At 32.5% G+C, this 13,274-nt stretch carries 12 protein-coding genes and 1 tRNA gene; 4 read left to right on the forward strand and 9 right to left on the reverse strand.

Annotated elements, in window-relative coordinates:
• Entirely contained in the window at positions 1-2,307 is a 2,307-nt protein-coding gene (locus tag VOI54_RS05310; protein ID WP_326281680.1) for a TonB-dependent receptor, read from the reverse strand.
• A 100-nt stretch (positions 2,308-2,407) separates the two neighbouring features.
• Here VOI54_RS05310 and VOI54_RS05315 point away from each other — a divergent pair, with 100 nt between their 5' ends.
• A complete protein-coding gene (locus VOI54_RS05315; protein ID WP_326281681.1) occupies positions 2,408-3,064 on the forward strand; it encodes a metal-dependent transcriptional regulator in 657 nt (218 codons plus the stop codon).
• Between the two features lie 171 nt (positions 3,065-3,235).
• Here VOI54_RS05315 and feoB read toward each other — a convergent pair whose 3' ends face one another.
• The 3 genes from feoB to VOI54_RS05330 all read right to left on the reverse strand — a co-directional run bounded on the left by feoB (position 3,236) and on the right by VOI54_RS05330 (position 6,311).
• The gene (feoB, locus tag VOI54_RS05320; RefSeq protein ID WP_326281682.1) at positions 3,236-5,335 is read right to left on the reverse strand and encodes a ferrous iron transport protein B; all 2,100 of its coding nucleotides are present in this window, start codon (positions 5,333-5,335) and stop codon (positions 3,236-3,238) included.
• Positions 5,328-5,564, reverse strand: a complete 237-nt coding sequence (locus VOI54_RS05325) for a FeoA family protein (RefSeq protein ID WP_326281683.1) — start codon at positions 5,562-5,564, stop codon at positions 5,328-5,330. Before VOI54_RS05325 ends, feoB begins: the two co-directional genes overlap by 8 nt.
• Positions 5,565-5,636: 72 nt before the next feature.
• On the reverse strand, positions 5,637-6,311 hold the full coding sequence (locus VOI54_RS05330) for an SCO family protein (RefSeq protein WP_326281684.1): 675 nt from the start codon (positions 6,309-6,311) through the stop codon (positions 5,637-5,639).
• A gap of 173 nt (positions 6,312-6,484) precedes the next feature.
• Between VOI54_RS05330 and rseP the strand changes: the two genes are divergently transcribed.
• Complete coding sequence (rseP, locus tag VOI54_RS05335) at positions 6,485-7,831, forward strand: RIP metalloprotease RseP (RefSeq protein WP_326281685.1); 1,347 nt, start codon at positions 6,485-6,487, stop codon at positions 7,829-7,831.
• 71 nt (positions 7,832-7,902) lie between these two features.
• Positions 7,903-7,976, forward strand: a tRNA-Asn gene (locus VOI54_RS05340).
• Here VOI54_RS05340 and VOI54_RS05345 read toward each other — a convergent pair.
• The 3 genes from VOI54_RS05345 to VOI54_RS05355 form a co-directional block, all read right to left on the reverse strand.
• Entirely contained in the window at positions 7,942-9,483 is a 1,542-nt protein-coding gene (locus VOI54_RS05345; protein ID WP_326281686.1) for a recombinase family protein, read from the reverse strand. The two genes, VOI54_RS05340 and VOI54_RS05345, sit on opposite strands and share 35 nt — an antisense overlap.
• A 746-nt stretch (positions 9,484-10,229) precedes the next feature.
• Positions 10,230-10,883: a hypothetical protein gene (locus VOI54_RS05350; RefSeq protein WP_326281687.1), complete on the reverse strand. Its 654-nt coding sequence runs from the start codon at positions 10,881-10,883 to the stop codon at positions 10,230-10,232.
• Between the two features lie 402 nt (positions 10,884-11,285).
• Positions 11,286-11,855: a hypothetical protein gene (locus tag VOI54_RS05355; protein WP_326281688.1), complete on the reverse strand. Its 570-nt coding sequence runs from the start codon at positions 11,853-11,855 to the stop codon at positions 11,286-11,288.
• 94 nt (positions 11,856-11,949) lie between these two features.
• On the opposite strand from VOI54_RS05355, the gene VOI54_RS05360 reads away from it, so the two are divergent.
• Entirely contained in the window at positions 11,950-12,171 is a 222-nt protein-coding gene (locus VOI54_RS05360) for a helix-turn-helix domain-containing protein (protein WP_326281689.1), read from the forward strand.
• A gap of 16 nt (positions 12,172-12,187) precedes the next feature.
• Here VOI54_RS05360 and VOI54_RS05365 read toward each other — a convergent pair whose 3' ends face one another.
• Entirely contained in the window at positions 12,188-12,679 is a 492-nt protein-coding gene (locus VOI54_RS05365; RefSeq protein WP_326281690.1) for a hypothetical protein, read from the reverse strand.
• A gap of 45 nt (positions 12,680-12,724) precedes the next feature.
• The gene (locus VOI54_RS05370; protein WP_326281691.1) at positions 12,725-13,270 is read right to left on the reverse strand and encodes a hypothetical protein; all 546 of its coding nucleotides are present in this window, start codon (positions 13,268-13,270) and stop codon (positions 12,725-12,727) included.
• Between the last annotated feature and the right edge of the window lie 4 nt (positions 13,271-13,274).

Here is a 13,274-nt window from a genome sequence, read left to right on the forward strand (position 1 = left end):
TTAATTTAAAGTAAATCTTAATCCAAAAAATAATCGTCTCCCCTGATTGGGGGCAAACACATATGATGGATCAAAGGTAAGCGCATAAGGATTGTTATCGGTAGGTAGAACACCACCGGGTTGTACTATAATGGTTTGTCCGGTGACAGGGCTTGTGGCTGAAACGGGTTGATCTGTTTCATTGAAATCTACATCCTTATCAAAAGGATCTTCAGAACGGGCTATAATAAAAGGATTGCCTTTGTTTGGTGTCCAGTTCAACAGGTTCTTTATGCCTCCATAAATTTCAAAATTTGTGATGCCATTATAGGTGAATTGTATGTTCTGAATACTCCAGGTAGGTGAATATTCGCTTCGTGGGTCTAGTTCTCCCAGTAAAGGTAAACGCATTGGGCCATATATGTTTCCGGTGTAATCTATGGTAAGATTTGTTGGGAAATGCCTGTATGATAAGGACCAGACTCCTGAAAAACTTTCGGTTAAAATTTGTTTGGTTCTTATACCGTCTTCTTTTTTTGATACATCTTGAAGTGTAGCACCTATGGAACCTCTTATACCACTACCAAAAACGGCATCAATATTTAAGCTTATTCCTTTTGTTGTAGAGTATCCGTCTAAGTTTCTGTAGAATATTTTATTGGGATCGGTGTCATAATCCGGAATTATGGCATTTGTAAAATAGGTATACCAGGCTGATGCATCAAAAGTAAATAGCATGCCTTGTTTGGCATAAAGCTTTTTTAGATAGTTTAGTGTTACATTGTAGGATTGTTCGGGTTCCAGGGTGCCTTCAATAATAACATCTCTTGCTCCGGTTAAAGCAGCATGTTCCTCTGTAAACAGGTTAACAACCCTAAAGCCTGTTCCTGCATTTAATCTGATAATATCATCTTCTGTGGGTTTATATCTATAGGCTATTCGTGGTGTGAAAATAGAACCATGACGCTTATCATAATCGTAACGTGCTCCTAATAAAAGGCGTTGTTTTTCACTCAAAGTAATTTCATCTTGAACAAAAACAGATGGTATGGTAACTTCATCAGGTCTTTCTGTGGCTGGTGTATTATCATTATAGAAATTATAACGGGCGGCTAAACCAAAAAGTAGATCATGGTTTTCCAATGGTTTGTCCCAAATTAACTGCCCGAAACCAATACGTTGTTTTGCCAGATATGGCGTGTCTCCATAAACTGAATTTTGATCATGATCTGAATATGAGAACTGTAAGGTCATTTTTTCTTCTATAGGTAGCTGATAATTTCCAATCAGTTCATAGCGTGAGGTATAAATACTTTCTCCGTAGACCTGGTCACCTCCTCTAAAACCTTTATTCCATTGCATTTCACCTCCCCATCGGTCTTCATAAAAATAACGGCCGGCTAATGAAAAAAGCCTGTTGTTCTTTCGTTTAAAGCTCCATTTTTGGAATACTGAAATACGATCCTGAAGTGTAACGTCTGTGAAATTATCGTTATTATTATCTATAGGGTTTGCATAGTTATAATAATTAGCTCCCACCAAAACATTGGCTTTTTTACCAACATTGGCTTTAAATCCAAGATCAACATTGGCTTCGCCCCAACCGCTTACAAAGCCATCGGCAAAAAATAAAGGCGCATGTTCCGGTAATTTGGTAATGATATTAATCAAGCCGCCTACAGCCTCGCTACCATATAATGATGATGCCGGGCCTTTTACTATTTCTACTTGTTCTATTAATGAATTTGGAATGCCGGACAAACCATAAACGGTAGATAAGCCACTTACAATGGGCATACCGTCAATTAGAACCAAGGTGTACGGGCCTTCTAAACCATTAATGTGAATATCACCGGTATTACAAACATTACAATTAAGTTGAGGCCTTACACCGTTTACATTTTGCAAGGCTTCAAAAATATTGGGTGTTGGATTTTTTTTAAAGAACGCCGGAGAGTAAACTTCAACAGGTACAGGACTTTCCAGTCTGGATACCGCTTTGAGGGTACCGGTAACGATAACTTCGTTTAAGTGCTCTGTTTCTTCCAATTCAAAATTAACTACAACTGTTTTTTCTCCGGTAATAACTACACGTTTTTCTACATTTTTATAACCGGTAAAAGAAGCTACTATAGTATAAGTTCCATTAGGTATGTTATTAATGGCATAGTGCCCGTTCTCATCACTGGAACTCCCTTTTACCGTGTTTTTTATATAAATATTTACATAAGGTAATGGGCTATTTAAAGCTGTTGTTTTTCCGGTGATTTTTTGAGCGTTTACTACAAAGCTTAAAATACTTATTAGAAATATACTTAGGTTTTTCACAAATAAATTTTTTGCAAATATAAAATAATTTTTAGATTAGTCTAAAAATTATTTTAACGTTATAATTATTATATATTTGTGGTAAGACTAAAATTTAAGTATGATCACCCAAACAGAAGAAAATTATATCAAGGCTATTTATCATTTGGGAAAATATGGAGCCAATAACGTAAGTACCAATGCCATTGCTAAAGAAATGGAAACAAAGGCATCGTCTGTTACAGATATGGTTAAGAAGCTTTCTGAAAAAGGCTATGCAAATTACAGGAAATATCAGGGTGTAAGCTTGACAGAACTGGGGAAAGAGATCGCTATTAATATTGTAAGAAAGCATAGGCTTTGGGAGGTTTTTTTAGTTGATAAACTAAATTTTTCATGGGATGAAGTTCATGAAGTAGCAGAGCAATTAGAGCATATAAAGTCTAAAAAGCTGATTAGTCAGCTGGACGAGTTTTTAGGATTTCCTGTGCATGACCCGCATGGTGACCCTATTCCTGACCATATGGGGAACATTAAAAAAGTTGATAAAATCCTGCTTTCTGAGGCTAAAGTTGGTGATGATTGTATTTGTGTTGGGGTTCAGGATTCGTCGTCAGAATTCTTAAAGTATTTAGATAAAAATGGGATTGCCCTTGGAACCGGATTAAAAGTTTGTCACCGAGAACCGTTTGACAATTCTATAACCATAAGGTTAAAAGACCAGGAGCTCATCATATCTAATATGATCGCAAACAATTTGTTTGTAAAAGTGTCTTAGTTTTAAAAATTAATGACAACCACAGTTATCATCTCCACATGCTTTTTGGGGTTTTGATTTTTTCCAGAAGAATTTTTTAATCAGAAAGAAGCATGCCAAAATCAAGGCACTAAAGACTAATATATTTTGAATAACAGTGTTCATATGTATTCAGTCGAATTTTTCTTGTAATTATTTCAAAAACTGAAAAGCAATCAATGCTACAATATATGCAAAAAAGCTCATAATAACCAGTTGTAAAACAGGCCATTTCCATGTATTTGTCTCTCGCTTTACAATAGCTAAGGTACTCATACATTGCATGGCAAAGGCATAAAATAGCAAAAGGGATATTCCTGAAGCAAATGTAAAGAGAGGACCACCTAAAATAGGGTTTACCTCATTTGCCATTTTGCTTTTAATGGTTTCTTCATCATCACTGCCAACACTGTAAATAGTAGCCAGGGTACCTACAAAAACTTCGCGTGCGGCAAAACTGCTTATTATGGCAATACCTATTTTCCAATCATAACCCAATGGCCTTATGGCTGGTTCTATAGCACGACCTGCAATACCTATAAAAGAATGTTCTAATTTGTGAGAAGCTATTTTGTTTTGTAATTCGTCTTCATTAAGGTTTTGGGATGTATATTCCGTTTTAATAATATTATCTGCATTATTAAATTGTTCGCCCGGGCCATATGAAGCTAAAAACCAGAGTACTATTGAAATGGCTAAAATAATTTTACCGGCTCCAAAAATGAAGGCTTTGGTTTTTTCAATGACTGTTAATGCTACATTTTTAAAAAGCGGTAGTTTATAGTTGGGCATTTCAATCACAAAAAAAGATTTGCTTCTTATTTTAAGTGCTTTGTTTAGTAAGTATGCTGAAAAAACAGCTGTTCCAAACCCTATTAAATACAGAAGCATCAGTGTTAATGCCTGGTAACTTAAACCTAAAAAACGCCCTTCAGGAATAACCAATGCTATTATAATTAAATATACAGGAAGTCTTGCAGAACAAGTTGTGAATGGTGTCACTAAAATGGTGATTAAGCGTTCTTTCCAGCTTTCAATATTTCTGGTGGCCATAATTGCTGGAATGGCACATGCTGTACCAGAAATAAGAGGTACAACACTTTTTCCGCTTAAACCAAAACGTCGCATAACTCTGTCCATTAAAAAGACCACGCGGCTCATATAACCACTTTCCTCCAGAACAGCTATAAAGAGAAATAAAAAGGCTATTTGCGGAATAAAAATAACAATGCCTCCTAAACCGGGAATAATACCCTCTGCCAATAAATTGGTAAAAGAACCTTGAGGCAGGTTATCTTTAACCCATTCGCTTAGCAAAGCAAAAGCGTTATCAATAAAATCCATGGGTACAGTGGCCCAATCATAAATGGCTTGGAAAATAAGCAGTAAAATGAAAAAGAAAATAGCATACCCCCAAACCTTATGAGTTAAAATTCTATCTAGTTTTGATCTTAAATCTTTAGCCTGGCTGGCATCAATAGTTTGTCCAACTTTTAAAACAGTATTAATAAATTGATAGCGTTTTATGGTTTCTTTTTGCTGCAAACGTTTTAAATCCCCGCTGCTTTTAGTCTTAAAATCGGCAACTGCTTCAAAATCTTTTCTATCGGTTTTGCCAAAATTGACATCTTGTGTAATGACCAGCCATAATTTGTATAACAATTGATTTGGAAAAGCCTTGTGAAGGTTTCCAAAATATAATGGGTCAATAGATTTAATGTCTAAACAAGGTTTAGCTGAAACTTCCTTATGGTTGGCTATTAAATTTTTCAGGTGATCAATGCCCTCATTTTTTCTTGTACTTATCAGTGCAATTTTAGTTTGAAGCTGTTCCTCTAAATAATCAATATCTAATGAAATGCCTTTATAGCTCATTCTATCAGCCATATTAATGACCAATAGTGTTGGAATCTGTAAATCTTTTATTTGTGTAAAAAGTAATAGGTTCCGCTTTAAATTTTCTACATCAGTTACTACTACGGCAATATCAGGGAAATCTTTATCGTTTTGATTTAACAATAATTCTATAACCACATTTTCATCAAGCGAAGAGGCATTAAGACTATAGGTTCCGGGTAAATCTATAATATGAGCTTTAACACCCCTGGGAAGTTTGCAAATACCTTCTTTTTTCTCAACTGTAATACCGGGATAATTCCCTACTTTTTGGTTTAGTCCTGTTAAGGCATTAAAAACTGAAGTCTTGCCGGTGTTAGGATTGCCTATCAGCGCAACATTGATTTGCTTACTCATTAGCTGCTTTTTCAATTAATATATGAGAAGCCGTTTCTTTTCTAATAGCCAGATGTGACCCGTTGATATTTAAATACATAGGATCTTGAAAAGGGGCCACTTGAACAAGTTCAACGGCATTACCTGGTAAACATCCCATTTCAAGAAGTTTAAGTGGAATATGAACAGACGAAACATCAGTAATAATGGCGCTTTCTCCTCGTTTTAAATGTGCTAAAGTGTACTGCAAGCTTATTTAGATTGATTTTAAAGAAGCAAAAATAGTGTAAAATATCAGGCTAAAAAAATTGTTCTTTAAAAACTATTTGGTGTATTCTTTTTTTAATATGACTATATCATTAAGCAACCTATCAATATCTTTGGTATTTGTACCGTCGTAGAATCCTCTAATCTGGCGTTTTTTATCAATAAGCATAAAATTCTCGGTATGTATCATATCAAAAGGGCCACCGTCTCCATGGTCTTTTACTGCTAAATAACTTTTTCTGGCCAGCTTATAGATCTCTTTTTTATCACCGGTGACCAAATTCCATTTTTTATCATTAACCCCTTTTTTTAAAGCATAGCGTTTTAGTTGTGCTACAGAATCAATGTCGGGGGTTACAGAATGTGAAAGGAGCATGATGTCGTTGTCATCCATAATTTTATTCTGTATTTCAGCCATATGATTAGTCATGATAGGGCATATGGTCTGGCAGGTAGTAAAAAAGAAGTCTGCTATATAAATTTTGTTGTTATAATCTTGGTGTGTTATGGTTTTTCCATTTTGATTGATCAGGCTAAAGTCTGCTATTTTATGGTATTTTTTTTGATGCTGAATAGTACTGTCTACTAACTCGGTACTTATCATAGCCGGCTGGTAAACGGGCAGTGGCTGGTAAACATTTAATGTGTTATAGATGAGTGCAATAATGATGATAGAAATAACCCCGAAAACAAGAGCAAAAATCTTATAGTCTTTAAAAAATGATAGCATGAAGTAATAAGTAAAATTTAATGCCTACAAAAATACAATGAAAAAATAGACTTGTAAGTTGATATTGAAACTTAAATTCGTGTTAAAACCATGACGTTTATTTAATAGGTTTTTCAAAGTTGGTTTAAAAGCTTACTTTTGTGCGATTATAAAAAAATGTTAGACCATAATATATGGAGTTTGTTATAAAAATATCTCAGTTTTTGTTAAGCCTTTCCTTGTTAATTATTTTGCATGAATTAGGGCATTTTATTCCTGCAAAGGCTTTTAAAACCCGGGTAGAAAAGTTTTATTTATTTTTTGATGTTAAGTTTTCTTTGTTTAAAAAGAAGATAGGGGAAACGGTTTATGGTATTGGATGGTTGCCTTTAGGGGGCTATGTGAAAATTTCCGGAATGATTGATGAAAGTATGGATACTGAGCAAATGGCACAAGAACCACAACCTTGGGAATTTCGCTCTAAACCGGCATGGCAGCGTTTAATCATTATGCTTGGTGGAGTCACAGTCAATTTTTTATTGGCTATACTTATTTATATAGGGATGAGTTATTTTTACGGAGATAACATTTTACCCAATGAAAATATAAAAGACGGACTGTTAATTGAAAGTACTGTGGCTAATAAAGCAGGGCTTTTAACCGGGGATAAGATCTTAGCTGTTGATGGTGAGACTATTGAAACGTTCTCTGAAATTTCAGAAAAGGTATTGTTTGGGAAAGAGATTCTTATTGAGCGCGACGGAAAGCAATCAACAGTAAATATGCCTGAAGATTTCTTAGCACAGCTGATGGATGCTAAAGAAAAAGGTTTTATTAGTTTAAGGCAACCATTTGTGGTGGTTCAGGTTCCGGACACTTCTTATAATAAGAGCAGTGGACTCAAAGCGGGTGATATTATCATTGGAATGAATGGCAATACTACCAAGTATGCCGATGAAGTTAAATTAGCCCTTGAAACATATAAAGGACAACAGGTAACAGCAACGGTAAAACGTGATGATAATGAAATTACTGTACCACTTGAGGTTAGTGATGAGGCTAAATTAGGCCTTGTGATTGCCGGAGGGTCAACATCTGAAACTTTAGAAGCCTTAGGCTATTATGATTTTGAAGTAAAGGATTATGGTTTTTTTGAATCATTTCCTGTTGGTTTAAAAAAATCTAAAGATAGAATTGTGTCCTATTGGGATCAATTAGGAGCCATTTTTACACCCAGTACAGGAGCTTATAAGGGTGTAGGTGGATTTAAGGCTATTTATGATATTTTTCCAAGTACCTGGAGTTGGCAGGTATTTTGGGGAATAACCGCCTTTTTGTCTATTATGTTAGGTGTTTTAAACTTACTGCCAATTCCTGCTTTAGATGGCGGACATGTAATGTTTTTACTATATGAAATGGTATCTGGAAGAAAGCCGGGAGATAAATTTATGGAGTATGCGCAAATGGTAGGCTTTTTTATTTTGATAGCCTTGGTTTTATTTGCCAACGGTAATGATATTTATAAAGCTATTTTTGGATAATTTTTTAAAAAAATATTTGCAGTAATTAAAAAACCAGCTATATTTGCACTCGCTAAAGCAAAAAAGTATCTTCCTCTTTAGCTCAGTTGGTTAGAGCATCTGACTGTTAATCAGAGGGTCCTTGGTTCGAGCCCAAGAAGAGGAGCATAATTAGACAAGCCATCAGAAATGATGGCTTTTTTTGTGCCTAATTTTTGCGAAGCCCTATTAACTCTAGTTAAAAGCTCTATTACCTCACTTTGTTTCTTGGTTCGACATGCATTTTTAGAAATAATTAATTTTTCCGGAAACATCAAACCAAGTAAAATGTTCTGTTGCTCAAAGTTACTATCTTCAAAGAGTTGAGGTATTTTTTTAATTGTTTCACATGCTTTATTAATAGTTTTATTTGATACCTCTTGTGCATCCTTAATCATTTGTAATTCTGCTTTTAAATCTCTTAAATTTTGATTGTATCTATTTGAGATTCTATTAAAAGTATCTATACCAATATCTTCATTTATTAATTTGTCCTCAACAGTTTCAAGAGCCTTTATAGTGTCTTCTATTTTCTTTTCAATTACTATTTTATCTTTTAGTTTATTTCCTCTTTTTTCCTGTTGTACATCAATTAATATTTCTTTGTAAAGTGCTAACACATTATCGCTAACAGATATTTCTTTTAATATGTCGTTTTTAAGCATTGTATGCGCCTTTTCAGAACGAATACGATTCTTGCATCCCTTTCTACAATGATAATAGTAATAAGTGCCCCCATTCCCCCTAGATGGGCTGCCAGTTAAATTACCCCCACATAATTCACATTTTAAAAAACCTCTTAATGGCAAATCCTCATTTTTTTTACTTGGAAATTTTGCTTTTTTCTTCTTACCAGTAAATATGTTTTGAACTTTATTAAATGTTTCGATATCGACTATAGCTTCATGTAATCCTTCAATCCAGTATGTATCATCCTTTTCAAATTCAGGAACTTTAGTCATTCCGGTATATACTGGATTCTTTAGCACATTATAAAAAGACTGTTTGCATCCAGTATAACCACGATTTCTAAAATCTTTTCTTAACTCTTCGAAAGAACCAATGCAAAGAGATGCTTCGTGGAAAATCTCTCTTACTAAATTTGCGTCTTCATTAGGTGTTAGAGAAGCATATTTATCATACCAAAACCTTTTATATCCGTATGGTGTACGACCAATCCAAGCTCCTTCTTTGGCTGCTTTATGCATACCATTTCTCGTTCTTTTAGATATTTTATCATTTTCAATCTCTGGTGACACTAGATATATTGATAACATCATTTTATTGTCTGGATTTGTTAAATCCAACATCTGCTCAACAGCGTTTATTTCAATTCCCCAATTATCGAAATTTCTTAATTTAGTTAAAGCTTCTTCCATGTTTCTAGAAAACCTATCCCATTTTGTAAATAGTACTTTATCAAGAGACTTACGATTTGCTTTAACATACGCTTCTAACTTTTGCCATTCAGGACGATTAAAATTTTTAGCAGAATGGTCTTCTTGAAATTCAGCAATTATTTCATATTTATTTACTTCGCAGTATCTTTTTAATACCTCTAATTGATAATCTCTACCATGACCATTATTTGCTTGGTCATCTGTACTTACTCTTGTATATATTATTACTTTCATTATTTATTTTTTTAATTATTAAACTTTTCTACTTTTTATTATTTTTTACTTTTTTATTTACTTAGCTGGATTTCAGCTATTTTGTATAACACTTTTCTTATTTTCTCTATTTCTTCTTTTGAATATTTAATCCCATTTTTATTTAAGATTTTACTGCATTTTGTAACATTTAACACTACTATTTAAATTAAACAAGGCTCATTGAGATTTATTTTTTCTTTAATGAGCTTATTCTTTTAACGTCCTCTGCTGTGCTAAACCCTTATGCGGTGCAAACGTGACGTGAGATAAAATCTCAATTTTAGCCATAGAAATAGCTAGATGCATATACTTATGGTATAGCACCAATTAGTTTTAAAAATATATTTTCCGGAATTTTAAAAACTAGAGACGCAATAAGGCTATCAACACTTAAAGACATCTGAAAACTAAAACTGATTTTTTAGCTATACACAATTATTTATAACTTCCATCTGAATAATCACGTATATGGCAATTATATATAATTTTTTCTTTGGTGTCAAGTTTTTTTTAGATTTTTTTCAATAAAAGTTGAAAATGACGGCCCTATTTCTATTGTTTTAACAAGATAAATGAGAATAATTAAATTAAATTATTTTTTTTGCGTAAATCAACTCTTTGCTATCTTCTTAAAAAATTCTGCTTTTCCTTGTAATGCAAGTCCTTTTTTCATCCAATGCATATTATTAAGTAATAATTTGAATTGCTTTTGTGTTACTCTTATTTTATTCATAATTAATACCATCTTCTATTAAATTATTTCCCAAAATGTCCCAATCAGTTCCGTTCATACCTTCCTTGGTACAATAGAAAATACAAGGTTTGTAATCATCATATTTTTCAACGTGGATTCTATTGCCATCAAATAGATTTTCTAAATCCTTTTTTACAGAATAATGATAATTAGCATCTTCAACATCTAAAACGAAATGATTATGATGTGCTTCATCTCTATTTGAAAATGATTCAGTTGTATAAAACATTCTTATACTCGATTCAGCACCATATTTATTTTCTAAAAAATGATATGTTTTGTCCATAACATCTCTACAAGCATTTTTACTAAGTTCATTGGAGTATGAAACTGTGCACCACCATTTCCATGGCATTTTAAATAATTTATGCTCTAATGAATCTGTTTTCTTCAAACATTTTATAGTATTTAAATAGCTTTTATTATCTAAAATAATTTTGAAAATTTTTGAAGAAACATAATTTTTTAATAAGCTATAATGATATTTATCAGGTCGTCCTTCTATAACCAATTTGGTATTGGGGTTATTCTTTATTAAATCCTTTTTTAATCTTTTTATCGTTCTTTCATTCTTATTAGCCAATTTGGCAAATTCTTTTGTTACATAATATTTTTTAAATTCCATTAGTTAAGACATGGGTGCATCAATCCCAATACAAGATGCCTCTCGTTATTATAATTAAATAGTAGATAAAACTCCTGTAAAAGTCAATACTTTAAAAGATATTTTTTTCATTATCTAAGTAGACAAATGTCCACATATTGATTTTGGTCTGAAATAATTACTACTATTTATAAATATGTTAGAGTTATACTAAAGACCAAAAAGTTATAATCTTTTTATAAGAAAGGTAATTTGTTATAGGTAAAATGTCTATTTAGTTTTTGTAACAAATCTTAGGGAGTGAGGTATTAACCAATTAGAGCCATTCTTGAAAAACCGTTAAAAAAGACTAAAAGTTGATATTTTAGGCCTCTTTGTACCCATACGCAGGAACCTTTTTAACTTTTATTTTGGGAGATGTATTTATCGAGATTTACTGATTGTAATATCACGTCTATTTCCATTAGGGTCTAGCAACATACCTTTTAAGTTGCCATTACAATCTATAACAAGCATTCCTCTTGTTCGAGAGTTTCGGGAAGCGTCAAAATTACCACCAGTTACCATTAAGTCAGTTATGCTTATTTGGTTATTAACTAGTAATTTCCACTTGCCTTCCAATCGTTTTCTATTAACAGTTATGATGATTTGGCTTTCAACCCATTGGTCTCTAGCGTGGTCGAAGCGGTCAGTAAATCTAACATTACCACTACCATTTAACTTATAGTTACGCTCTTTGGTTAGTTGTTTTAATAACTCGTTTGTAGATAGCGAGCAATAATTTACATTATTGGTTTTATTGGTATTGTTTCTATTATACTGGCTATTTACTTCGGTTTGTTCAATAGGTCTATTATTAGTTCTATTTGTTCTGGACGTTGGATTAGAAGCTCCCCAGATGTCATCCCCGAATGGGATATAGATTAGGATTAGTGCTGCAAATATGATATAACCCCAATAATTATCATCTTTTTGTTTTTTAGGTTTTTCCATGATATTGATTTGTTAATTCAAATATATTAAAAAACAATATAATGCGGAATTTTTTCCGCATTATTCTTTAAGACAAGCCATTACTTTGTTTAATATGGTCAGTCTAAAGAAAAAAATATGTAATTATATTGCTGAAGAATGGATTAGTAAATCTAAATCTAATCGACAGTTTGCTGAAGACCATGCCATTGATGAAAAAGTAGTTAGAAGAATTTTAAAACCTGAAGGTAGTGGTATTTCTTTGACAACTTTGGAGAGAATATGTGAAGCTCGTGAGATTAAAATCTCCGATTTTTTTCAAATGATTGGTGAGTAAATGTTAAAAAAATAAGCTAAAGAACTGAATCAATATATTTATCATCATTGTATATTTGTTTAGCCCATTCATAGAAATTGCCTAAATAATCTTCATCTTCCTCATTTGTTGGTCTAGGTTTGCTTTCTACTTGTCTATTGATGTCGTCTAATATAGATTTATAGCTTTCATTTAAAGCTTCTGCCCTTAGGTCATTAAAATCTAACATCATATCGATTGAATAATAAATAGAATGTAGCTTATAGGTGATTTCAAGATACTCATCTGTTTTTTCATGATTGCCATCATGTTCTTTTTCCAAATCGTAGAATATAGCTTTATTGTTAAGTAAACTCTCCGTATGCATAAAATCAACAATTCTGTTTCTAAATTCTTCTTTCCATTTTAATCTAGCTTCTAATTTAACATTCTGCTTCATCCTATGCAAAGCAAAGAAACCAGCTAATAAAACAGTTACTATAGGAATTAATATTTTAAAGACGTCTAGCCACCAATTAATATCATTCATAAATCTTTCGTTCGAATTCAATTTGCAAAATTGAAAATAACCTATCTATAGAATATTATTCAATTCGTCAGTTATTAAAAAATATAATCTTTGTAACATAAAGAAAAGTGTTACAATAAACTGTCCCAAGAGATACATAACAACAAAAGTAAACCCCATTTCAATATACTGGTAACAATCAGTTTTTAAAATATGATTTAAAAGAATTAGTAAAAAAATAAGAATACCTAAAATTATATTGTATAAAGTAATCTTAGCAATTTGTGTCATTCCAATTTTAAAACTTTTGAAATTGTCTTTGTCTTTATTGGGATTTAATTGTTCAGCTTTAATTTTTGAACCTATACTTAATAACAATGAAAAGAATAACCCAGTAAAAATAGCTATACCAGTGGTAATGTAACTTTCTAAATCAGAAACCGAAATGTTTTTCCATAATGATAACCCCCCTAATGCCAATGGTACTATATAGAACATCGAATAAAATGTGAGCTTTCTCCAAAACCCAACTATTTTTTCATCATCACTATCCTTTTGTATACTATCTAGGGCATCATTTCTAATATTCTTAATTACATTGAAGTCCAACATGATT

It is taken from the genome of Alterotamlana spongicola (assembly GCF_035818475.1).
GTDB lineage: Bacteria > Bacteroidota > Bacteroidia > Flavobacteriales > Flavobacteriaceae > Cognatitamlana.